This is a genomic window from Arthrobacter sp. Leaf141, from assembly GCF_001424565.1.
Lineage (GTDB): Bacteria > Actinomycetota > Actinomycetes > Actinomycetales > Micrococcaceae > Arthrobacter.
This window is the reverse complement of sequence record NZ_LMOL01000010.1, coordinates 78,822-101,851: the sequence shown is the minus strand read 5'-3', so window position 1 is coordinate 101,851 and position 23,030 is coordinate 78,822. Positions and strand designations below refer to the sequence as shown.

General features: G+C 65.6%; 21 protein-coding genes. 5 read left to right on the top strand and 16 right to left on the bottom strand.

Annotated features, from left to right (window positions below):
• Positions 1-48: 48 nt before the first annotated feature.
• The 5 genes from ASF72_RS09410 to ASF72_RS09390 form a co-directional block, all read right to left on the bottom strand.
• The gene (locus ASF72_RS09410; protein ID WP_050684712.1) at positions 49-450 is read right to left on the bottom strand and encodes a cytochrome c oxidase subunit 4; all 402 of its coding nucleotides are present in this window, start codon (positions 448-450) and stop codon (positions 49-51) included.
• On the bottom strand, positions 447-2,174 hold the full coding sequence (gene ctaD / locus ASF72_RS09405) for an aa3-type cytochrome oxidase subunit I (RefSeq protein ID WP_050684711.1): 1,728 nt from the start codon (positions 2,172-2,174) through the stop codon (positions 447-449). Before ctaD ends, ASF72_RS09410 begins: the two co-directional genes overlap by 4 nt.
• A gap of 10 nt (positions 2,175-2,184) precedes the next feature.
• Positions 2,185-3,057 carry an aa3-type cytochrome oxidase subunit II gene (gene ctaC, locus ASF72_RS09400; RefSeq protein WP_050684710.1) on the bottom strand — a complete coding sequence of 291 codons (873 nt, stop codon included), beginning with the start codon at positions 3,055-3,057 and terminating at the stop codon, positions 2,185-2,187.
• A 186-nt stretch (positions 3,058-3,243) separates the two neighbouring features.
• A complete protein-coding gene (locus ASF72_RS09395) occupies positions 3,244-3,633 on the bottom strand; it encodes a HesB/IscA family protein (RefSeq protein ID WP_050684709.1) in 390 nt (129 codons plus the stop codon).
• 171 nt (positions 3,634-3,804) lie between these two features.
• Positions 3,805-5,250 (bottom strand): dipeptidase, encoded by a 1,446-nt coding sequence (locus ASF72_RS09390; RefSeq protein WP_056598250.1) that lies wholly within the window; start codon positions 5,248-5,250, stop codon positions 3,805-3,807.
• Between the two features lie 88 nt (positions 5,251-5,338).
• On the opposite strand from ASF72_RS09390, the gene ASF72_RS09385 reads away from it, so the two are divergent.
• Positions 5,339-5,941 carry a DUF3043 domain-containing protein gene (locus tag ASF72_RS09385; protein ID WP_050684717.1) on the top strand — a complete coding sequence of 201 codons (603 nt, stop codon included), beginning with the start codon at positions 5,339-5,341 and terminating at the stop codon, positions 5,939-5,941.
• A gap of 105 nt (positions 5,942-6,046) precedes the next feature.
• Here the strand turns inward: ASF72_RS09385 and ASF72_RS09380 are convergent, their stop codons facing one another.
• On the bottom strand, positions 6,047-7,117 hold the full coding sequence (locus ASF72_RS09380; protein WP_050684707.1) for a quinone-dependent dihydroorotate dehydrogenase: 1,071 nt from the start codon (positions 7,115-7,117) through the stop codon (positions 6,047-6,049).
• A gap of 60 nt (positions 7,118-7,177) precedes the next feature.
• On the opposite strand from ASF72_RS09380, the gene ASF72_RS09375 reads away from it, so the two are divergent.
• Complete coding sequence (locus tag ASF72_RS09375; protein ID WP_056598246.1) at positions 7,178-8,146, top strand: alpha/beta hydrolase; 969 nt, start codon at positions 7,178-7,180, stop codon at positions 8,144-8,146.
• A gap of 20 nt (positions 8,147-8,166) precedes the next feature.
• Here the strand turns inward: ASF72_RS09375 and ASF72_RS09370 are convergent, their stop codons facing one another.
• The 3 genes from ASF72_RS09370 to leuA form a co-directional block, all read right to left on the bottom strand.
• A complete protein-coding gene (locus ASF72_RS09370; protein ID WP_050684705.1) occupies positions 8,167-8,997 on the bottom strand; it encodes an isoprenyl transferase in 831 nt (276 codons plus the stop codon).
• A 2-nt stretch (positions 8,998-8,999) separates the two neighbouring features.
• On the bottom strand, positions 9,000-9,752 hold the full coding sequence (gene recO / locus ASF72_RS09365) for a DNA repair protein RecO (protein ID WP_056598243.1): 753 nt from the start codon (positions 9,750-9,752) through the stop codon (positions 9,000-9,002).
• Between the two features lie 109 nt (positions 9,753-9,861).
• Positions 9,862-11,601 carry a 2-isopropylmalate synthase gene (leuA, locus tag ASF72_RS09360; RefSeq protein WP_050684703.1) on the bottom strand — a complete coding sequence of 580 codons (1,740 nt, stop codon included), beginning with the start codon at positions 11,599-11,601 and terminating at the stop codon, positions 9,862-9,864.
• 247 nt (positions 11,602-11,848) lie between these two features.
• Between leuA and ASF72_RS09355 the strand changes: the two genes are divergently transcribed.
• Complete coding sequence (locus ASF72_RS09355; protein ID WP_056598240.1) at positions 11,849-13,801, top strand: M13 family metallopeptidase; 1,953 nt, start codon at positions 11,849-11,851, stop codon at positions 13,799-13,801.
• A 183-nt stretch (positions 13,802-13,984) separates the two neighbouring features.
• A complete protein-coding gene (locus tag ASF72_RS09350; RefSeq protein WP_056598239.1) occupies positions 13,985-14,185 on the top strand; it encodes a hypothetical protein in 201 nt (66 codons plus the stop codon).
• An 84-nt stretch (positions 14,186-14,269) separates the two neighbouring features.
• Here ASF72_RS09350 and ASF72_RS09345 read toward each other — a convergent pair whose 3' ends face one another.
• From ASF72_RS09345 to ASF72_RS09325, 5 genes are all read right to left on the bottom strand, one after another.
• Entirely contained in the window at positions 14,270-15,850 is a 1,581-nt protein-coding gene (locus ASF72_RS09345) for an LCP family protein (protein ID WP_056598236.1), read from the bottom strand.
• A 97-nt stretch (positions 15,851-15,947) separates the two neighbouring features.
• Positions 15,948-16,907 carry a GTPase Era gene (era, locus tag ASF72_RS09340; RefSeq protein WP_056598233.1) on the bottom strand — a complete coding sequence of 320 codons (960 nt, stop codon included), beginning with the start codon at positions 16,905-16,907 and terminating at the stop codon, positions 15,948-15,950.
• Positions 16,891-18,222, bottom strand: a complete 1,332-nt coding sequence (locus tag ASF72_RS09335) for a hemolysin family protein (protein ID WP_056598231.1) — start codon at positions 18,220-18,222, stop codon at positions 16,891-16,893. Before ASF72_RS09335 ends, era begins: the two co-directional genes overlap by 17 nt.
• A complete protein-coding gene (ybeY, locus tag ASF72_RS09330) occupies positions 18,219-18,692 on the bottom strand; it encodes an rRNA maturation RNase YbeY (protein ID WP_050684697.1) in 474 nt (157 codons plus the stop codon). The genes ASF72_RS09335 and ybeY overlap by 4 nt, the downstream gene beginning before the upstream one ends.
• Positions 18,689-19,777, bottom strand: a complete 1,089-nt coding sequence (locus tag ASF72_RS09325; protein ID WP_050684696.1) for a PhoH family protein — start codon at positions 19,775-19,777, stop codon at positions 18,689-18,691. The genes ybeY and ASF72_RS09325 overlap by 4 nt, the downstream gene beginning before the upstream one ends.
• Before the next feature lie 362 nt (positions 19,778-20,139).
• Between ASF72_RS09325 and ASF72_RS09320 the strand changes: the two genes are divergently transcribed.
• Positions 20,140-21,090 (top strand): GerMN domain-containing protein, encoded by a 951-nt coding sequence (locus tag ASF72_RS09320; RefSeq protein WP_050684695.1) that lies wholly within the window; start codon positions 20,140-20,142, stop codon positions 21,088-21,090.
• Here ASF72_RS09320 and ASF72_RS09315 read toward each other — a convergent pair.
• Entirely contained in the window at positions 21,077-21,856 is a 780-nt protein-coding gene (locus ASF72_RS09315; protein WP_056598230.1) for a 16S rRNA (uracil(1498)-N(3))-methyltransferase, read from the bottom strand. The two genes, ASF72_RS09320 and ASF72_RS09315, sit on opposite strands and share 14 nt — an antisense overlap.
• Before the next feature lie 2 nt (positions 21,857-21,858).
• On the bottom strand, positions 21,859-22,986 hold the full coding sequence (dnaJ, locus tag ASF72_RS09310) for a molecular chaperone DnaJ (protein ID WP_050684693.1): 1,128 nt from the start codon (positions 22,984-22,986) through the stop codon (positions 21,859-21,861).
• Positions 22,987-23,030 lie beyond the last annotated feature (44 nt).

The window sequence follows — 23,030 nt, the reverse complement described above, 5'->3', positions numbered from 1 at the left end:
GGCCCCACCAAATTTGGTGGGGCCCGCCGTCGTACGTCTGTTATGCAGTTAGTGCGCGTGGTCGCCGCGGCTGTATTCGTAAACCCAGCCAACGAGTGCAACTACAGCAAGGCCGGCGGCGATGAATACGATCCACCAGCCAAGTGCCAGGCCAAGGAACCCGGTGGCGCAGGCGATGCCGAGGACCAGTGGCCACCAGCTCCAGGGGCTGAAGTGGCCCTGCTCGCCGGCGCCTTCGTGGATCTCAGCGTCGCTTCGGTCCTCGGGGCGCATGCCTACCCGCTTGCCGGTGAAGCCGAGGTAGCCGCCGATCATGCCGGACAGCCCACCCACGAGGAGGATTCCCAGGGTGCCGACCCATTCGTGCCAGTTGGTCAGGAAGCCGTAAACAATCGATACGGGAATGAAGAAGAAAACACCCGCACCAAAGATCCAAGATTCGATTTTCACTGTGCGGTGTCCTTCTGGTCGGCGTTACCCAGCGTTTTTGCAGCAGGCGCGGGTGAGTCAACGGTGTGGACCTGGCGGAGTTCCGGGTGGTGCAGGTCCAGTGCGGGGCGCTCGGAACGGATCCGGGGCAACGAGGTGAAGTTGTGGCGCGGCGGCGGGCAGGACGTGGCCCACTCCAGCGAAGCCCCGAAGCCCCAGGGATCATCCACGGTGACCCGCTCAGCGCTGCGCCAGGTGATGTACACGTTCCAGAAGAACGGGATCAGTGACGCGCCCAGGACGAACGAGGCGATGGTGGAGAACTGGTTCATCCAGGTGAAGTTGTCCTCCACCAGGTAGTCCGCGTAGCGGCGGGGCATGCCCTCGACGCCCAGCCAGTGCTGGATCAGGAAGGTGCCGTGGAAGCCAAGGAACAGGAGCCAGAAGTGGATCTTGCCCAGGCGTTCGTTGAGCATTTTGCCGGTCCACTTGGGCCACCAGAAGTAGAAGCCGGCGAACATGGCGAACACGACGGTGCCGAAGACCACGTAGTGGAAGTGCGCCACCACGAAATAGGAGTCCGAGACGTGGAAGTCCAGGGGCGGCGAAGCCAGGATGATGCCGGTCAGGCCACCGAAGAGGAACGTGATGAGGAAGCCGATGCTCCAGAGCATGGGCGTCTCGAAGGTAATGGAACCGCGCCACATGGTGCCGATCCAGTTGAAGAACTTCACACCCGTGGGTACCGCGATCAGCATGGTCATAAAGGCGAAGAACGGCAGCAGGACCGAGCCCGTGACGTACATGTGGTGGGCCCACACGGTGACGGAGAGGGCAGCAATGGCGATGGTGGCGTACACCAGGCCCTTGTAGCCGAAGATCGGCTTGCGGCTGAAGACCGGGAAGATCTCGGAGACGATGCCGAAGAACGGCAGCGCGATGATGTACACCTCGGGGTGGCCGAAGAACCAGAACAGGTGCTGCCAGAGGACGGCACCGCCGTTTTCGGGGTCGAAGATGTGTGCACCGAACCGGCGGTCGGCACCGAGGGCGAACAGGGCGGCAGCCAGTGGCGGGAAGGCCATGAGCACCAGGATGGCGGTGACCAGGGTGTTCCAGGTGAAGATGGGCATCCGCCACATGGTCATGCCCGGGGCGCGCATGCAGATGATGGTGGTGATGAAGTTGACCGCACCGAGGATGGTGCCGAAGCCTGACAGTGCCAGGCCGAACACCCACAGGTCGCCACCGATGCCGGGGCTGAACGTGGTGTTGGACAGCGGCGCGTAAGCGAACCAGCCGAACGAGGCAGCACCCTGCGGGGTGATGAAGCCGGACACCGCGATGGTGGAGCCGAACAGGAAGAACCAGAAGGCCAGTGCGTTCAGCCGCGGGAAGGCGACGTCGGGTGCACCGATCTGCAGCGGCATGATGACGTTTGCGAAGCCGGCAAAGAGCGGCGTTGCAAACATCAGCAGCATCACGGTGCCGTGCATGGTGAACAGCTGGTTGTACTGCTCTTTGGTCTGCAGGATCTGCATGCCGGGCTCGAAGAGCTCGGCGCGGATCAGCAAGGCCATAACGCCGCCGAAGCAGAAGAACACGAAGGACGCGATCAGGTACATGTACCCGATGGTCTTGTGGTCGGTGGAGGTGATCCAGTTGACGACGATGCGCCCCTTGGACTTCGGAACCACGGGAGCCGACAAGGCTTCGGTGGGTGCGGATTGAGTGTACGTAGCCACGTCGCTCCCCTTACTTAATTTCGTTCAGGTTCGGGTTGCGGTCGTATTCCGCACCCAGGAGGCCTGTGTTGCCTGCCGCCCGGAGCCCGTCCATGTGGGTCTGGAATTCGGCCTCCGAGACCACCTTGACGCGGAACAGCATTTCGGAGTGGTACTCGCCGCAAAGTTCGGCGCACTTACCGTCATAGGTTCCCTCCTTGGTGGGGGTGAACCGGATGTAGTTGGTCTTGCCAGGGATCATGTCGCGCTTCTGCAGGAAGGCGGGAACCCAGAAGGAGTGGATGACGTCGCGGGCGTTGAGCTCGAGGTCCACGGACTTGTTGACGGGCAGGTACAGCGTGGGAAGCAGTTCCTTGTCAATGGTGTTGCCGGTGAGGTGCGCCTGGACGCCGGCCTCGTGCAGGTCTTCTTCGATGACGCTGCCGGACTTGTAGTTGAAGTCCCAGGCCCACTGCTTGCCGCGGACATCAACAACGACGTCGGCGGGCTGGGAGCGGTCATCGATGGCCGCCTGGTCCCGGTCGGTGAAGTAGAAGAACACCAGCACCATGAACAGCGGGATGGTCAGGTAAAAGACTTCCAGCGGGAGGTTGAAGCTGGTCTGCCGGGGGAACCCTACGGTGCCCTTGCGTCGGCGGTAGGCCACCAGGCACCAGACGATCAGGCCCCACGTGATGATGCCCACAACCAGGGCTGCAATCCATGAGTTGACCCAGAGGTCCATGATGCGATCGGTGTTGCTGGTGGTGCCACGTTCAGTGGGCAGCCACCCTCTCTCTACCTCTGGCGAACATCCGGTCAAAACCAACGCGCCGGCAATTGCCAAGCCAGTGATCGATGAGATCGTTTTGCGTCGGCTGCCGGTTCGGTTCTGCGAACTCACAGACGGCCCTTCCTACTTGATGCTGTTGTCCGGCCAGCCTTAGGCTCCCCGGGCACACTAAAAGTTTTACTACTCGGTGTAGAGCTTACCGCTCCGCCGGGCGTTTCGCCCACATGTCGGCGCCGCGTCCCCCTGCCGTTTTCCACGGCAGAGGGCACGGCGCCGGCATCAGGTGAAAGAACCGGCTTAGTGGAACGAATCGCCGCAGGCGCATGAGCCGCCTGCGTTCGGATTGTCAATGGTGAAGCCCTGTTTGGCGATGGTGTCCTCGAAGTCGATGCTGGCACCGGAGAGGTAAGGGACGCTCATCTTGTCCACTACCACCTCGACACCGTCGTAATCGCGGACTGCGTCCCCGTCAAGGAGCCGCTCATCGAAGTAGAGCTGGTAAATCAGGCCGGAACAGCCACCGGGCTGCACGGCAACCCGGAGGCGCAGGTCGGTGCGGCCTTCCTGTTCGAGAAGGCTGCGTACCTTGCCTGCGGCGACGTCGGTCAGCTTGACCTCGTGGACGGCCAGTTCATCACTGGCTGCGCTGGTGGTTTCGGTGCTGTTCTCATTGGTTGCGGTGCTCATTGGCCTACCTTCTTAGGACGGTCCTGGCAGCGCCGCCTCAGCGGCGCCTGCCCCTACGGATTGGGTATGGGCTATAGCTACATGCTACGTCGGACAGACGTATAGCTCTAACTCCTTGCGTAACCGTGGAAGGGCTCTGCTTGTTCCCTGGAAACGCGGCTGGATGCCCGGCTACTGCAGCCCGTCACGGTTCAACCGCGCCAGCAGGAGGGACTCTGCCAGGATGGCGTTCCGGAAGTCGGCCAGGTGCAACGATTCGTTGGCGCTGTGCGCCCGTGAATCCGGGTCTTCCACACCCGTCACCAGGATCTGGACGTCCGGATAAAGTTCCGTGAGGTCGGCAATGAAGGGGATGGAGCCGCCAATTCCGGTTTCGACGGCGGGGACTCCCCAGGCTTCCCCCAGCGCCCACATGGCCAGGGACGCGGCGGCGGAGGACGTGTCGGTCTGGAAGGGGTTGCCGCTCTCCCCCGGGGTGAACACCACTTTCGCCCCGAACGGCGCGTTGGCCTCCACGTGGGCCTTGACAGCGGCCATCGCCTCGGCCGGGTCCTGGCCGGGAGCCAGCCGCAGGCTGAACTTTGCCCTGGCGCGCGGGATCAGGGTGTTGGAGGCGACGTCCACGGCCGGTGCGTCGAAACCGATGATCGACAGCGCGGGCTTGGTCCACAGGCGGGACGCGAGGCTGCCGGACCCGGCCAGCCGGACGCCGTCGAGCACCGAAGCGTCGGCACGGTAGTCGGCTTCCGCCATGTCCACCGTGGCGTTGTCCGTGGCGACCAGGCCCTTGATGGCCACGGAGCCGTCGTCGTTATGCAGGGTGGCGATCAGGCGGGACAGAAGGGTCGGCGCGTCCAGAACCGGTCCGCCGAACATGCCGGAGTGCACGGCGTGGTCCAGGACCTGGACCTCAACGACGCCATCCACGAGGCCACGGAGGCTGGTGGTCAGGGCCGGGATGCCCACTTTCCAGTTGCTGGAGTCCGCCACCACAATGACGTCGGCGCGGAGCAGTTCGCGGTGCGTCTCGAGGAACGCGCGGAACGTGGGTGAGCCGGCCTCCTCCTCCCCCTCAAAGAAGAAGGTCACGCCGAGGCCCAGTTCGTCGCCGAGGACTTCGGTGACCGCGGCGTAAGCGGCCACGTGCGCCATGATGCCGGCCTTGTCATCCGCGGCGCCCCTGCCGTAAAGGCGGCCGTCCTTTTCCACCGCAGTAAAGGGATCGGATTCCCAGAGCGCTTCGTCGCCGGGGGGCTGCACGTCGTGGTGGGCGTAGAGCAGGATGGTCGGCTTGCCGGGCGCAGCCGGGCGGCGGCCGACGACGGCGGGACCTCCGGGGGTGCCGTCCGGTTTGTTGCAGGCGAGGATCTGGACATCGGACACTCCGGCGGTGTGCAGGAGGGCGGCAACAGCCCCGGCGCTGGTTTCCAGCGGCGCCCTGTCGAAACTGGGCCACGCGATGCCCGGAATGGCCACGAGCTCCTTGAGGTGGGTGAGGGTCCGCCCGAACGCATTGCCGATCGAGGTACGGAGGTCTTCCGTCCAGGGGGTGCCGGCAGGGCCCGAAGGTGTGGGGCCGGGGGCGTTGTGCGGGGTGGCAGCAGGTGAAGAAGTCATGGCCAAAACATTACCCCCGTCACATCGGCCGCCAGGGCAGGCCCGGCCGCCAGCAGCCCGGCGGGCTCCCGCAAGGTATTCTGTTGTGGTGTTCGGACGTAAAAAGGAAGCGCCCTCGGCGCAGGAGACAGTAGACCAGCAGGCCGCGGAAGCGGCGGCGCAGCGCAACGGCGCCATCGGCAAAGGGGCACCGACTCCCACCCGCAGGGCGCAGGAAGCTGCGCGCAAGCGCCCGCTGGTGCCTGAGGACCGCAAGGCGTCCAAAGCCGCCGAGCGCCAGGTCATTGCCGATCAGCGGCAGAAGATGCGGCACGCACTGGACACGGGTGACGAGAAGTTCCTGCCCCTGCGCGACAAGGGCCCGCAGAAGAGGTTTGCCCGCGATTACGTGGATGCCCGCTTCAGCCTTGGCGAGTTCCTGATGTTCGGCGCGCTGGTCTTTGTGCTCGTTTCCTTGCTGGTGCCGGCCAGCAGCGAGCTGATGATCTACGTCCTGGGCGCGTTCTGGGTGATGTTCCTGGCCGTGTTTGTGGACGTGTACCTGATTTCCCGCAAGCTGAAGAAGCTGCTGGCCCAGAAGTTCGGCGAGGTGGAACGCGGCACCGTCTGGTACGGGTCCATGCGGTCCCTGCAGTTCCGCAAGCTGCGCCTGCCCAAGCCGCAGGTCCGGCGCGGCCAGTTCCCTTCCTGACCCACCGAACCCAGCAGCGCAAACCCGAAAGGTGGGCCCCGGCGGAAAAATCCGCCGGGGCCCACCTTTTGTCTTTTTAAGCCGGACCCGGGCTGGGGCCGGGAATCAGCGGCGGCGGTTCCTGGCCAGGTGCCGGTTGACGCCGGCAGCCCAGAAGGGCCCCTCGTAGAGGAACGCGGTGTAGCCCTGGACCAGGGTTGCGCCGGCATCGAGCCTGTCCTGGACGTCCTGGCCTGTTTCGACGCCGCCGACGGCGACCAGGGTCAGTGCATCACCGGTGGCAGCCTTGAGCCGGCGAAGGACTTCCAGGGAGCGCTGCTTGAGCGGAGCGCCAGACAGTCCGCCCGCCCCGCGGGCCTCCACCTGGTCCGCCGGGGTGCTGAGCCCGGACCGGGCGATCGTGGTGTTGGTGGCGATGATGCCGTCGAGCTTCAGGTCCAGCGCCAGCCGGGCGACGTCATCGATGTCCTCGTTGCTCAGGTCCGGGGCGATCTTCACCAGCAGCGGAACGTGCCGCCCGGCTGCCCTGTCTGCTTCGTCGCCCACAGCCGTCAGCAGCGGGCGCAGGGTTTCCACGTCCTGGAGGAGCCTGAGGCCGGGAGTGTTGGGAGAACTGACGTTGACCACCAGGTAGTCGGCTACCGGCGCCAACGTCCGGGCGCTGACCAGGTAGTCGTCCACGGCCTCCGCGAGTTCCACGGTTTTGGTCTTGCCGATGTTGACGCCGATGACCGGGCGCACCGAAGGATGCCGGCGCTGCAAAGCAGCCCGTGCCGCCTTGAGCCGGGGAGCCACGGCGGCGGCGCCGTCGTTGTTGAAGCCCATCCGGTTGATCACCGCGCGGTCCTGAACCAGGCGGAAGAGCCTGGGCTTCTCGTTGCCGGGCTGCGCCTGGCCGGTGATGGTTCCCACCTCGACGTGGCCGAAACCGAGTTCAGCCAGGGCCTCGATGCCGTGGCCTTCCTTATCAAACCCGGCAGCCAGGCCGAACGGGGACGGGAACGTCAGGCCGAACGCGGTGGTCTGGAGTGAAGCCGCGGGGGCCGTGAACTTCTGCAGGACCTTCCCGGCACCGGTGGTGTGCGCGAGCCTGATGGCTTTGAAGCCGATCGTGTGGGCGCGCTCGGCGTCCATCCAGGAAAATGCCAGCTTGAAGAATGTGGGATAAACGCGCATGCCTCTAGTTTTCCGTCTCCGGCGGCCCAGACCAAACGGGTGACGCAATAGCATGGGCCCATGGCATGGCAACAGGACTTCCTGGGACCGGAATTCACCTCCCGGCCCTTTTCCGCCGCCGGACCGGACGGCGTGGCACGCACCGCCACGCTCATCAGGTACCGGCCGGCCACGCCCGCTCCGGGTCGGAACCCGAAGGCTGCGGTGCTGTTCCTGCACGGCTGGAGCGACTACTTCTTTAATACGGACCTGGCCCGCTTCTGGGAATCGGCCGGGTACGCGTTTTACGCACTGGACATGCACAACCACGGCCGGAGCCTGCAACCGGGAAGCCCCGGCGGCTACGTCGCCGACCTGGCCGACTACGACCCCGAAATAAGCCGGGCGTGGGACCTGATCCGGGCGGACGGGGCGGCCGGGCCGTTGACCCTGATGGGCCACTCCACCGGCGGCCTGGTGGCATCATTGTGGGCCAGCCGGAATCCCGAAGCACTTTCCGGTCTTGTCCTCAACAGCCCCTGGCTGGAAATGCACGGCAGCCACCTGGTCCGGCGTGCCGCATCGGGCCTGGTGGGGCCGCTGGCCCGGCGCCGGCCGGAAACAGTCCTGCGGCTGCCGGAGCGTGGGTTCTACTGGCGGACCATCAGCAGCTCGGCCGAAGGCGAATGGGACCTTGACGACGCTTACCGGCCGCCCATGGCCTTCCCTGTGAGGGCCGGCTGGCTGAGCGCCATCCTTGCCGGGCAAGCCCGTGTGGCAAAGGGCCTGCGGCTTGATGTTCCGGTGCTGGTGCTGTTATCGCAGGGCAGCGCCAACGGGATGGTCTGGTCGGAGGAAATGCGGCGCACTGACGCTGTCCTGGATGTGCATGCCATCGGCGCCCGCGCTTTCGGCTTGGGCACCACGGTGACAGTGGAGAAGATTGGGGGCGCACTGCATGATGTCTTCCTGTCACCCGAGAAGGTCCGCGCGGACGCCTATGCGAGGCTGGCCCGCTGGCTCCGCGCCTATGGGACAGCCGGCATTTAAGCCGCTGCTGCTATCTGCTGCTATGGATGGCCGGCCGGCTTCGCGGCGTCCACCGCGCCGCCGTAGCGGCGGTCGCGCCGGGCGTATTCCTCGACGGCGGTCCACAGGGTGCGGCGGTCCACGTCCGGCCAGAGGGTGTCCATAAAAACAAACTCGGCATACGCGGATTGCCACAGCAGGAAGTTGGAGAGCCGCTGCTCCCCCGAGCTGCGCAGGAATAGGTCCACATCGGGGAGGTCCGGTTCGTCCAGGTATTTCTGGATGGTGCGCTCAGTGATGGCACCGGGCTTCAGCCGGCCGGCGGCAACCTCGGCGGCAATCGCGGACACGGCGTCCGTGATTTCGGCCCGGCCACCGTAATTAACACACATGTTCAACGTACAGGTGCTGTTGCCTGCGGTGAACTCCTCGGCATCCTCGAGTTCGCGGATCACGGAGCCCCACAGCCGGGGGCGGCGGCCGGACCAGCGCACCCTTACGCCCCACTCATCCAGCTGATTCCGCTGCCTGCGTAGCACGTCCTTGTTAAATCCCATCAGGAAACGCACTTCCTCCGGGGAACGGCGCCAGTTCTCTGTGGAGAACGCGTAGACACTGACGTATTCGATGCCCAGTTCAATGGCACCGGCCATAACGTCCAGCAGGGCGGGTTCGCCCGCCTTGTGCCCTTCTATCCGGGGCAGCCCGCGCTGGTTTGCCCAGCGCCCGTTGCCGTCCATAACAATGGCCACATGGCGGGGCACAAATTCGGCGGGGATCGCCGGGGCCACCGCCCCTGAGGGGTGCGGGTACGGGGCGATGACCGGTTGGGTCCGCCGGCGGGTGGTGGGGTGCTTTTTGCCCAGGGCCACTGTCAGGTACGCTCCACATGCTTGAGGGATTTCAGGACTCGTTCAAGGTGCCACTGCAGGTAGGCGGCCACCAGGCCGGCGGCTTCGCGGCGGTGCACGGCGGCGGAACCGTCCGCGGTGGGCCAGTCACCGGTGAGCAGGGCGCCCAGCAGGATCACGGTCTCCGCAGCCGGCGCGGGGGAACCGGGCGGCCTGCAGTCCGCGCAGACCATGCCGCCAAGCGGTGCCGAGAATGCCATGTGGGGTCCCGGCCTGCCGCAGCGTGCGCAGACGGTAAAGCTCGGCGCCCAGCCGCCGGTGGCCAGCGCCCGGAGCAGGTAGGAGTCCAGGATCAGGCCGGCGGCGTGGTCCTCCCGGCTCAGGGATGCCAGGGCGCCCACCAGGAGGTTGTACTGCGCAGTCCCGGCTTCGCCGTCCACATCAGTGAGTTTTTCGGCGGTCTCGGTCATGGCCGCCGCCACCGTATACCGGCCGTAGTCGGCGGCGATGTTCCCGCCGTAGGCCCCCTTGGCCACGGCCTGGGTGACGATGTCCAGGGTGCGGCCCGCGACCAGCTGAAGGTCTGCGACCATAAAGGGTTCCAGCCGCGCGCCGAAACGGCTGCTGGTGCGGCGGACGCCCTTGGCCACGGCACGGACCTGGCCGTGGTGTTTGGTAAGGAGAGTGATGATGCGGTCCGCTTCGCCCAGCTTGTGGGTACGGAGCACCACTGCTTCATCCCGGTACGCCCGGGAAGCGAAAGACTGTTGGGCCACACTCCATCTTCCCATCCCCCGCGTGCCCCGCGTGTACGGGGCGCGGGCACCCTGCGTTTAAGGGGGTGCGGCTGTGCCGCCGGACGGATCCGGCGGCACAGCTTCAGGATTAGGCCCGGGCGTCCCGCACGGCGCGGTTGACGGCGGAGATGACGGCCTTCAGCGAGGACATGCTGGTGTTGGCGTCGATGCCAACACCCCAGAGGACCCGCTCCCCCACGGCGGCTTCGACATACGCCGCGGCCATGGCGTTGCCGCCTTCGGAGAGCGCGTGCTCGCTGTAGTCCAGGACCCGGACGTCCACGCCGTCTTCCCGGAGGATGGACAGCAGCGCGGCGATGGGCCCGTTCCCGGTGCCCGTCCGGCTGACTTCCACGCCGTCAACGGTGAGTGAGGCGTGCAGGGTCATGCCGCCGTCGGCGTCCGTTTCCGTGCTGACCTTGCCCAGCGAGTACTGGCCCCACTGGCCGTCGGACTGCCCGGACGGCAGGTACTCGTCCTGGAAGACCTTCCAGAGCTGGGCGCCACTGACCTCGCCGCCAACGGTGTCGGTCTGGCGCTGGATGACGCCGGAGAACTCGATCTGGGCGCGCCGGGGCAGATCCAGGCTGTGCTCGTTCTTCAGCAGGTACGCCACGCCGCCTTTACCGGACTGGGAGTTCACGCGGATGACTGCCTCGTAGCTGCGGCCCAGGTCCTTGGGATCAACGGGCAGGTACGGAACCTGCCAGGAGTAGTCCGCCACGGCCTTGCCGGCAGCAGCGGCGTCACGTTCCAGGGCTTCGAAGCCCTTCTTGATGGCGTCCTGGTGCGAGCCGGAGAACGCCGTGAAGACCAGGTCGCCGCCGTACGGGGAACGCTCGGGGACGGGCAGTTGGTTGCAGTACTCCACGGTGCGGCGGACGTCATCGATGTTGGAAAAGTCGATCATGGGATCGATGCCCTGCACAAACAGGTTCAGGCCCAGGGTGACCAGGTCCACGTTGCCGGTCCGCTCGCCATTGCCGAACAGGCAGCCCTCGATCCGGTCCGCGCCGGCCATGTAGCCCAGCTCGGCGGCGGCCACGCCGGTTCCCCGGTCATTGTGCGGGTGCAGGGACAGGATGATGCCCTCGCGCGGATGCAGGTGGCGGCTCATCCACTCGATTGAATCCGCGTAAACGTTGGGCGTGGCCATTTCCACCGTGGCAGGCAGGTTAATGATGACCTGGCTGTCAGCGGAAGCCTCAAAGACGTCGGCGACGGCGTTGCACACCCGGACGGCGTACTCCAGCTCGGTGCCGGTGAAGGATTCCGGTGAGTATTCGTAAGTGATGTGCGTGTCCACGAGGGTTTCCTCGTACTTCTTGCACAGTCGCGCGCCCTGCAGCGCGATGTCCAGGATGCCGTCCTCGTCCTGGTTGAACACCACACGGCGCTGCAGCACGGAGGTGGAGTTGTAGAGGTGCACGATTGCCTGCTTGGCGCCGACCAGTGACTCGTAGGTCCGCTCGATCAGGTGTTCGCGGGCCTGCGTCAGGACCTGGATGGTCACATCCTCCGGGATGTGGTTGCCCTCGATCAGCTGGCGGACAAAGTCGAAGTCCGTCTGCGACGCGGACGGGAAACCGACTTCGATTTCCTTGTAGCCCATCCGGACCAGCAGATCGAACATCTTCATCTTGCGGGCAGGGCTCATGGGATCGATCAGGGCCTGGTTGCCATCTCGCAGGTCCACGGCGCACCAGCGCGGTGCTGCCGTGATGACCTTGTCCGGCCAGGTGCGGTCGGGCAGTTCAACGGTAATGAGGTCCTGGAACGGGGCGTAGCGGTGGGCCGGCATTCCTGAGGTTTTTTGTGCGTTATGCATTACGATCGGGCCTTTTCTGTGGTCTTTTCAAAAGGACGGCCGGACAACACAGACTCCGCGGCGAGGATGGGCCTTGCGCTAGACAGCGTCTGAGGCCTCGCCGCGGCAGCTAAGAAGGAGGAGCTCTGCACGCACCATTTGAGCGTAACACGGGTGCGTAAGATGAAAGAGCACCACCGTCCGTAACGTCCAGCATGCAGACGCCCGCCGGTGTCCGGCTGCGGCGCTTTCGTCAAAAGGAGTTTCAGTGCCCACATCGGGGATCGACCTTTCCACCATTGATCACACAGTCCGGCCGCAGGATGACCTGTACCAGCATGTGAACGGCACCTGGCTCAAGGCAACGGAAATCCCGGACGACCGTCCGCTGGAAGGCACCTTCACCGCATTGCGGGACGGTTCAGAGCTCGCCGTCCGCGCCATCATTGAGGAAGCGGCAGGTAAGGGCGCCGCCGCCAGTGGCATCGAGCGGAAGATCGGGGACCTCTACACCAGCTTCATGGATGAGGCCGCGGCAGAAGCCAAGGGCATCGGACCCATCCGCCAGCGGCTCGCCGATGTGTATGCCACGGACTCCGCAGCCGACCTGATCGCCCTGGCGGGGCGCCTGTTCCGCGCGGACGTCGGAGGCCTGTTCTACATTTATCCGGCACCCGACGCCGGCAACCCGGACCGCGTCCTGCTTTACACCGGCCAGGGCGGGCTGGGCCTGCCGGACGAATCGTATTACCGCGAGGAAAAATTCGCGCCCATGGTGGCCGCCTACACGGACCATGTGCAGGCCATGCTGGCACTGGCCGGAGTGGCGGACGCAGCAACTGCCGCGGGACGCGTGGTGCAACTGGAAACCCTCCTCGCTTCGCACCACTGGGACAACGTCACGCTGCGGGACCCGCAGAAAACATACAACCTGAAGACCGCCGGTGAATCCGCTGCCCTCTTCCCACACCTGGCCACCTGGTTTGACGCTGCAGGCATCGACGCCGCCAAACGGGAAGAGATTGTGGTCAGCACCCCTGACTTTTTTGTGGGCGCAGCGGCGCTGCTGGAATCCGAGCCGCTGCAGGCGTGGCAGGACTGGCTCGCGATGCGTGTGGTCAGCGCCGCCGCACCGTATCTCTCCAGTACTTTTGTGGACACAAACTTCGCCTTCTACGGCACCACCATCAGTGGGACGCCGCGCAACAAGGACCGCTGGAAGCGCGGCGTGGGTGTTGTGGAAGGTGCGCTCGGCGAAGCCGTGGGCCAGATCTATGTGGCCCGGCATTTCCCGGAAAGCCATAAGGCCAGGATGCAGACCCTCGTGGCCAACCTGATCGAGGCGTACCGCCGCAGCATTCAGGATGTGGGATGGATGGGCGCCGAGACCAAGGAAGAGGCCCTGCGGAAGCTTGAGGGCTTCCGGGCCAAGATCGGCTTCCCTGACGAGTGGATCGACTACTCCGCTGTGGAGATTGATCCGGCGGACCTGCTGGGCAACGTGGAGCGTGCGCACAACGCCGACGTCGACAGGCACCTGGACGAGGTGGGCAAGCCCGTGGACCGCACTAAATGGCTGATGACACCGCAGACGGTGAATGCGTACTACCACCCGATGATGAACGAAATCGTCTTCCCGGCCGCCATCCTCCAGTCGCCGTTCTTTACCGCCGACGCCGATGATGCCGTGAACTACGGCGGCATCGGGGCCGTTATCGGCCATGAGATCGGCCACGGCTTTGATGATCAGGGTTCGCAGTTTGACGGCGGCGGCGCGTTGCGGAACTGGTGGACGGACGCGGACCGGAAGGCGTTCGAAGCCCTCACCGCCAAACTCGTGGCCCAGTATGACGAGCTGTCCCCGACGGCTGCGCCGGGTCACAACGTCAACGGCCGGCTCACCCTGGGCGAAAACATCGGCGACCTCGCCGGCCTTGCCATCGCCTACAAGGCCTACCACATCAGCCTGGACGGCCAGGAGCCCGAAGAGCTGGACGGGTTGACCGGGCAGCAGCGTTTCTTTGCGTCCTGGGCTGCCGGTTGGCGGCAGGTCATCCGGACCGAGGAGGCCGTCCGGCGCCTGGCCACGGACCCGCACTCCCCCAACGAGTTCCGGACCAACGCCATCGCCAGGAACCTCGACGCCTTCCATGACGCGTTCACCGTCACCGAAGCCGACGGCATGTGGATGCCGCCGGCCGAGCGCGTCAACATCTGGTAGCTCTCCACGGAAGGTCCCGTCCCCCTTGGGACGGGACCTTACGCTTTTAAACCCGCTTGCATCTGCTTTGCCAGGCTCGGGCGTATCGCGGCAGCATCCCAATGCCCATCGCCGTTCTTCCTTATCATCACCGATCAAACAGACAAGGCTGCCGAGGCCCTCCATATCGCCATGGAACGGTGCATGCACATCGACTACCTTACGTCTCACGGACCGCTGGCGTATCTGGACACCAAAGGTGAACTCCCCCGGGCCATGGGAGAGACAATGCTTCGCGTTGTTGTGGATGAACTTGAGGCACAGGGAGTCACCGCCCTTGTGACGTCGCCGCCCTTGGGCGCCGACTTAATAGACGGCACCCCGGGGTGGGAGCCGGCCAGGTAGGGAGCATGCTCCGGAAGACGTATAGGTGATTTACGGGTGAACGGCACCGTCGGAGGCGTTCGCCCCCGGAAGCCGGGACCGCTGTCAGCGGACGATCAGCTCCGGGTTTGCCTGCTGGCACACGGCGTCACCGGCGGTCTGGCTGACGATGTCGTCCGGGAGGGCGGTGCCGGCACCGTAGGTAACGCCGGAGGGGAAGTCGCTGCCGAGGGCCACCTGCACGCCGTAGACGTTGGCTGACGGGACGAGCTGTGTGGCGGGGATGCCCAGCAGGGCCGCCGTATCAGCGGCCACGTCGGCGAAGTCCGCCCCGTAGTAAACCACGGTCTGGCCGGTCACTGCTGCGTCAAAGAAGGTCGACTGGGTGAATCCGCCGGCGACCAGGGCCTGCACAATTTCCTGCGCCCGGCCAGTGACGCCGGTGCCGTTGGCCACCGCGACGGGTTGCAGGGCCTTGTCGTACGGCGCCACGGCAGGGGCTGTTTCCGTCGGGGCCGTGCTGGGCTCCGCGGACGGGCTGGCCGACGGCGACGTGGGCGCGGTGGGATCCGTCAGGTCCACGTCCTTGCGCAATGCGGAGAAGAGTTGCGAAGCCGCGGGTTCAGCCACTTCGAGCCGGTTCGGATCAGACGCGGCAGGCCCCGTGGGGACCGCCACAAAGGCGACCTTTCCGACGTCGATGTCCTTGAGCCGGTTGCCGATAGTGAGCAGGGTGGGAACTGATCCCAGGCCCTGGTCGACCGTCAGGTTCTGGGTGACGACGTCGGCGATCTTCAGCATCCGCACGGGGTCCGTCAGGGTGCCTTCGTCCTTGATCTTCCGGGTGAGGGAGGAGAGGAAACCCTGCTGGGCCTTGATCCGGCCGAGGTCCCCGCCGTCGGCAAACGCGTGGCGGGTCCGGAGGAATGCAAGGGCCTGCTCGCCCTCTACGGAGGAGGTGCCCGCAGGCAGCCGCAGCCGGGAGTCCGGATCGTAGACGGCGTCGCTGATGCAGACATCGACGCCGCCCACGGCGTTGGAGAGTTCCTTCACCGCGTTGAAGTCGGCCATCATGAAGTGGTCCACTTCCATGCCGGTGAGTTTGTTGACGGTGTCCACTGCGCAGCCGATCCCGGCTTCAGCCATGGCTTCGTTGATCATCACGCCGCTGCGGGCCGGATACGTCTGTTTGGTGTCCTCGTCAGTGCATTCCGGGATGTCCACCAGGAGGTCGCGGGGGAAACTGATCACGCTGACGCGCTTATTGTCCTCGGAGATGTCCATCAGCATCATCACATCGGAGTTCCCGTATCCGGTGGACTGGTCCGCTGTCCCGTAGTCGGCGTTTTTCCCGTCGCGGGTATCCGAACCGAGGATCAGGATCTGCATCCTGCCCTTGGCGTCATCAACCTGGCCTTCGGTGCTGCCGCCGCCGGCGTTCAGGGGCGCCTTGGAGATGTTGTTCTGCAGCCGGAAGAACCAGAACCCGGCGAAGGCCAGGCCACCTACGAGCACAACCGCCAGGACGGCAGTGACCGCCTTCAGCCAGATGGGCATCCGGCGGATGGGTCCCAGGTGCCGGGCAGTGCCAGCGCCAGCGGCCGAAGCATCTGAGTGGCGGGACACAGGTCCAGCTCCGGCAGCACTGTCAGCGCCGTTGTCCTGCTTGTCGCGGCCTCGCCCCACGTGATGAACCTTCCTCTAAAAACAAAATCCGGCCCATTTTAGTGGCCCAGTCTGGGAAAACGCCGGACCGCCCCGCGGCGGCACCGGTCCTGCCGGCTCAGAAGCCCAGCTTGACCAGCTGCTTCGGGTCCCGCTGCCAGTCCTTGGCCACCTTCACGTGCAGGTCAAGATAGATGCGCGTGCCCAGCAGGGCTTCGATTCCCTTGCGGGCGTTTGTGCCCACTTCGCGGAGCCGGGCGCCGCCCTTGCCGATGATGATGGCCTTCTGCGAGGGACGCTCCACGTACAGGTTGACCCTGACGTCAAGGAACGGGCTGTCCTCGGAACGGCCTTCCCGGGGAACGATCTCCTCCACCACAACGGCCAGGGAGTGCGGCAGTTCGTCGCGGACACCCTCCAGCGCTGCCTCACGGATGAGTTCAGCCACCATAACGGCCTCGGGCTCGTCAGTCAGGTGCCCGTCCGGGTACAGCGGGGGCGAGGGCGGCATGTGGCCGATCAGTACGTCGGCCACGGTTTCCACCTGGAAGCCGTCAGTTGCCGACACCGGGACGATGTCCTTCCAGCCGTCCTCGCCGAGAACTTCACGTCCCAGGGCCGCCACGGCCAGGAGCTGCTCCGTGAGGGCCTGCCGGTCGACGGTGTCGGCCTTGGTCACGATCGCGATGATCGGTTTGTTGCCCAGGGCAGCGAGCTGCGCGGCAATGAATTTATCGCCGGGACCGATCTTCTCGTTGGCGGGCAGGCAGAACCCGATGGCGTCCACCTCGGACAGGGTGTCCGCGACGAGGTCGTTCAGCCGCTTCCCCAGCAGGGTCCGGGGCCGGTGGAGGCCCGGGGTGTCCACCAGGATCAGCTGGGCGTCCTCCCGGTGGACGATGCCGCGGATGGTGTGCCGTGTGGTCTGCGGTTTGGCGGAGGTGATGGCCACCTTCTTGCCTACCAGGGCGTTGGTCAGGGTGGACTTTCCGGCGTTGGGCCGGCCCACCAGGACGGAAAAACCGGCCCGGAAGCCGCCGAATTCCTCGTCGCCGCCGGCTTTAATTTTCTTGCTCACGTGGAACTCCCTGCTGGGTTGTTTCCGCCTCTTCGAGGAGGTCTTCAAGGTCAGTGTCTATCTTTGGTACCGGTGCCGCAATGATGTGGCTGACCCGGTTCCGCCGGCCCTCAAGCCGGTCTGCGCGTAAGGCGACGCCGTGGACTTCCACGGCGCTGCCCACGATGGGCACGCGGCCCAGTGCTTTGGCCAGCAAACCGCCGACGGTGTCCACTTCATCGTCATCGAGTTCGATGTCGAACAGTTCGCCAAGGTCATCAATGCTCATCCGGGCGCTGACCCGGTAGGAGCCGTCACCCAGTTCCACCGCTTCAGCGCTTTCAGTGTCGTACTCGTCAACGATCTCGCCGACGATTTCCTCGATCAGGTCTTCCAGCGTGACCAGCCCGGCAGTGCCGCCGTATTCGTCGATGACGATGGCCACGTGGGTGGATTCCTTCTGCAGTTCACTCAGCAGGTCGCTGACCGGCTTGGACTCGGGAACGTACCGTACCTCCCGGGTCAGCGAATCCACCAGCGGTGGTTCCTCACCCGGGGCGAGTTCGTGCAGGACGGCGGCCACGTCCTTGAGGTAGATGATGCCCAGGATGTCGTCGTTGTTTTCGCCGATCACCGGCATCCGGGAGTACCCGGAGCGCAGGAAGAGGGACATGGCGTGGCGGAGTGTGGATCCGGCGTCGACACTCAGGATGTCCGTGCGGGGAACCATAACGGCCCGCACCAACGTGTCGCCGAAGTCGAAGACCGATTGGATCATGGTGGCCTCCGTGTCCTCGATCATGTCGGATTCGCTGGCCCGGTCCACGAGTTCGCGGAATTCCTGTTCGCTGAAGAAGGCTTCGTCCCCGCCCGGGGCGCCGGGTGCTGCGGCGCTTCCCAGGGCCACCAGCCAACCGGGAATGGGTCCCAGGACCCAGGTGAGGAAGCGGATCATCGGGGCGGTGAACCTGACCACGGCGCCTGAGTGGAGCCGGCCCAGCTGGCGGGGCGAAACACCGACAATCACAAAGCCCACCAGGGCCATGATGCCCGTGGCTGCCAGGCCGGCCAGCCAGACGTTGTCGAGGACGCTGTACAGCAGCACCGCCACAGCGACGGCGGAGGCCATCTCGAACCAGATCCGCCAGAAGCGCAGGGCCCGGATGTGGGCCACGGGCTCGGCGAGGATTTTCCGCATGGCGTTGCTGCGGCTCCGCACCAGGGCTTCCTCGGCGTCGTGGCGCGGCAGGAAGTTGAAGGCCGCCTCGGCTGCCGTCAGCACGGCGGCGACGCCCAGGAACACCAGGGCCATCACCACCAGGAGCAGTGGCGTCACTGGGTGGTCTCGGCGGGTGCTTCTCTACCGGTGAAGCCGGTCAGGAGTTCACGCTGGAGGCCGAACATTTCCGTCTTTTCCTCAGGCTCCGCGTGATCGTAGCCCAGCAGGTGCAGGATGCCGTGGGTGGTCAGCAGCAGCATCTCGTCTGCAAGCCCGTGGCCGGCGTTCTTGGCCTGCACCGTGGCGACCTGCGGGCAGATGGCAATGTCTCCGAGCATCCCCTGTGGGGTGGGCCGGCCCGGGGTGCCGGGGGTCAACTCGTCCATGGGGACGGAAAGGACATCGGTTGAACCGGGCTCGTCCATCAGTTCAATGTGCAGCTTTTCCATGGCGGGCTCGTCCACCAGCAGGATGGAAAGCTCCGCCTGGGGGTGGATGTACAGCTGCTCAAAAATATAGCGGGACAGCGCCACCAAGCTGGCTTCGTCCACCTGGATGCCGGATTCGTTGTTCACTTCGATGCTCATGCGCTGTCCCCCCGCCGCTGGCTGCCGGCCGGTTGCTTGACCCGGCTGCGCTGGATGTCGTCCCAGTTGCTGTAGGCGTTGACGATGTCCCCCACCAGTTTGTGCCGGACCACGTCCGTGGCGTCCAGGACCGAGAAGTTGACGTCGTCGATGCCCTTAAGGATTTCTTCAACGATCCGCAGGCCAGAGCGGGTGCCGAAGGGCAGGTCCACCTGGGTGACGTCGCCCGTGACCACCATCTTGGAACCGAAGCCCAGGCGGGTCAGGAACATCTTCATCTGTTCGGGAGTGGTGTTTTGTGCCTCGTCCAGGATGATGAAGGCGTCATTGAGGGTCCTGCCGCGCATGTAGGCCAGCGGGGCAACCTCGATGGTCCCGGCCGCCATCAGGCGGGGAATGGATTCGGGATCCATCATGTCGTGCAGGGCGTCGTAGAGCGGCCGCAGGTAGGGGTCGATCTTGTCGCTGAGGGTGCCTGGCAGGAAGCCCAGCCGCTCCCCCGCCTCAACAGCCGGCCGGGTCAGGATGATCCGGCTGACTTCCTTCTGCTGCAGCGCCTGGACGGCTTTGGCCATGGCCAGGTACGTCTTGCCGGTACCGGCGGGGCCGATCCCGAAGATCACGGTGTTGGCATCAATGGCATCAACATAGTTCTTCTGGTTCAGCGTCTTGGGTCGGATGGTCCGGCCGCGGCTGGAGAGGATGTCGTGGGTGAGGACATCCACGGGGTTCTGCGTGGACTGGCTCCGGAGCAGGGCCGCCAGCTGCTGCAGCACGGCGGGGCTGATCACGCTGCCACGGGCCACCAGGCCACGGACCTCGTGCAGGAGCCGCATGATGCGGGGCACGTCGCGAACTGGTCCGCTGATGGAAAGCTCGTTGCCGCGGACGTGGAAATTGACGTCGGGGAACTGTTCCTCAATGAACCTCAGGGCCTCATCGTGGCTGCCGAGGGATTGGACCATTTGGTCGGAGTTGTCGAAAACAACAACTTCTGTCCGGATCCCGGGGAGTGAATGGGGGAATTCGGCCGCCATGCCCTCTCCTGTGGTGAGCCGGCGCTTTCCATTCGCTGATTCAGTCATGGTGCTGGCCCGCAGGCCCGTGGTCCCCTCAAGGTCGAAGTGCTTTCCGTCTGGCCGGGCGGGACTTCCGGTACGTGCTGGTCCCGGCCCAGTGATCCCTCCATCTTACGCCAGCACACACCGCCGCCCGCGATCAGGACCCTGGTAGCCACCGGCTGCCGGTGCGGCTGGTGGGTGCCGTGCTCCCCCGTTAGGTATCAACTTCATATCGTCCTCATATCGTTCCCGTTGCAGTTCCGGCATGACCCGGATCCGGAGCACTTCCCGGCTGCACCCTGTGTAATGCTGGAAACCCAGCTACTGCTGGACAGCGGGCCGCCCGGGGATCGGCCCTCCACACCAGGAAAGGACAGGCAACAACAGTGCCCGAAACCGCTGCGCCCTTCGGGGCCGGACAAAGTGCACGCCGCGCGCGGGCACTGGTTCTTGCGGGCCTTCTTGTTGTTCCCGCCCTGTCCGGCTGCATCGCCGATCCCGGCGCTTCGGAGTCCAGCACCCTGACAGCCAGCCCTTCGGTGACAGGCACACCCGACATTCCGGCCACCAGCTCCCCACTGGAAACAACCCAGTCCTCCAACAAGGCCCCCGTCTATTGGCTGGGCCGGACCAACAACAATGTCTTCCTTTACCGCGAGTTCCGCGACGTCCCGGACCAGGAAAACCCTGTCACACGCGCCCTGCGGGCCATGATGGACGAGAAACCCCTCGACGCGGATTTCTTTACGCCCTGGCAAAATCCTTCCAAGCTGGCCACGTCCATTTCGGGCAAGGATGTCATCACGGTGGATGTTTCGGAGGACGCCTTCAACAGCAACCTCGACGCCGACACCGCCAACCGGGCCATCCAGCAGCTCGTTTATACGGCCACAGCCGCCGGGGCCAGTTCGGGCCTGATCGACACCGGCCAGCAGATCCGGGTCCGGATCCTGGTGGACGGGCACACCGATTACATGGCGTTCGGGCATGTCCAGCTCGGCGCCCTGATGACCCGCGCCACCGGGCTGCTGGCTCCGGTCTGGATCATCGACCCGCAGGAAGGCACCGAGCTGCGGTCCGGCAGCGTCAAAATCGGCGGCCGCAGTTCGGTCTCGGGCGGCAAGCTCCGCTGGCAGATCCTGCGGTCCGAGAAGAACGGCACCAAGGAGCCCTTCCTGACCGGCGAGACCACCACGGCCCCCGAACCCGGGAGTGCCGGGCTGTTTACGCTTGCCCTGACGCTGCCGGCCGGGGACTACGAGGCAAAGGTGGCCCAGTTGGGTGCCGACGACCAGGTGGACCGCAACGAGGACACCCGCTCGTTCACTGTGCGGTAGCGTCCCAGCGGCCCAGCACATCGCTGGCGAGCACGACGGCGGCCGGTCCGGCCGTGGAGGAGCGCAGGACGTGGTGCCCCAGCAGGGCAGTCACGGCACCCTGATCGCACAGGCGCGTCACTTCGCGGGGGCTGATCCCGCCTTCGGGGCCGACGATCAGCAGCACCTCGCGCACTGCGGCCGTAGACTCCCCGGCCCACGCCGACAGGACGGAGCGGAGCGGCCGGACAGCGTTTTCGTGCAGGATGACGGCCAGGTCCGCGGCTTCCACAGCGCCGGCGAGGGCGGCAGTGTCGACGGCGGCCCGCACCTCAGGCACCCAGGCCCGGCGGGCCTGTTTGGCGGCGGCAGTCACCGTGGACTGCCACTTGGCGTGCGCCTTCGCGGCACGGTCACCCTTCCAGCGGACGATGGCCCGTTCGGACTGCCACGGGATGACTGCGTCGATTCCCAGTTCCGTGGCCGTCTCGATGGCGAGCTCGTCCCGGTCGCCTTTCGCCAGGGCCTGGACCAGGACAAGGCGGATGTCAGGCCGGTCCTCCCGGGCCACGGATATGCACTCAACTTCCAGTGCCGCGGACGAGGCAGCCACCACAACTCCGCTGAGCCTGGTGCCTGCACCGTCCACGATGTCCACGGGCTCACCGGGCGCCAGCCGTTTCACGGCCACGGCGTGCCGGGCTTCAGGGCCCTCCAGGACAAACCTGCCCTGGGGGTGCACCTGGTCCAGCGCGCCGGCGGTGGTGAAAAAGACGGGGTTGCTCACCGCTACAGGTTACCGAGCCGGTCCCGCAGCTTGGCGAACATACCGCCGCTGGCCGCGAGCTTGCCTTCGGTGATCTGCTCCCCGCGCAGCTTGGCCAGCTGCCGCAGCAGGTCCTCCTGGGCCTGGTCCAGCCTCGCGGGCGTCTCCACCTGGAGGTGCACCTTAAGGTCGCCGCGGCCGTACCCGCGCAGGTGCGTGACGCCGAGGCCGCGCAGGGTGATGATCTCCCCGGACTGGGTACCGGGCTTGACGTCGATGTCCTGGCTGCCGTCGAAGGTTTCCAGGCTGACGTCGGTTCCCAGCGCAGCCGCCGTCATGGGAATGTTCAGTGTGGCGTGCAGGTCGTCGCCGTCCCGGACGTAGGTGGCGTCGTTGTTGACGCGGATCTCCACGTACAGGTCGCCGGCAGGGCCACCCGCAGGGCCGGCTTCACCCTGGCCGGAAAGCTGGATCCGGGTGCCCGTGGCAACGCCTGCGGGGACCTTGATGGTCAGCGAACGGCGGCTGCGGATGCGTCCCTGCCCGCTGCACTCGTTGCAGGGGTCCTTGATGACCGTGCCGAAGCCTTCGCAGGTACCGCACGGCGCCGCCGTCATGACCTGGCCCAGGATGGACCGGACGGCCCGCTGGACCTGGCCGCTGCCACCGCAGATGTCGCAGCGTTCCGGCGAGGTGCCGGGCTGGCAGCAGGAGCCGTCGCAGGTGGGGCACGTGACGGCGGTATCCACCTCCAGCTTCCGGTTGACACCGAAAACGGCGTCCTTAAGTTCGATCCGAACGCTGATCAGGGCGTCCTGGCCGCGCCGGACGCGGGAGGCCGGGCCGGCCGAGCCGCCTGCGCCGAAAAAGGTGTCGAAGATGTCCTGGAACGCGAAGCCCTGGCCGGCATAGCTGCCGCCGCCAAAGCCGTTGTCAGTGCCGTTTTCGTTGCCGGTGGTGTCGTAGACCCGCCGTTTCTGCGGATCCGACAGGACCTCGTAGGCATGCGTGACGGCCTTGAAACGGTCGGACGCGTCGTCCCCGGGGTTGACGTCCGGGTGCAGGGTGCGGGCCAGTTTGCGGTAGGCCTTTTTGATCTCTTCGCCCGTAGCCTCCGGTGAGACTCCAAGGACGTCGTAGTGGCTGCTCAAAGTTCGTGTCTCTTCCTTGTTGTACTGCCGGCAGTTCAACTGCC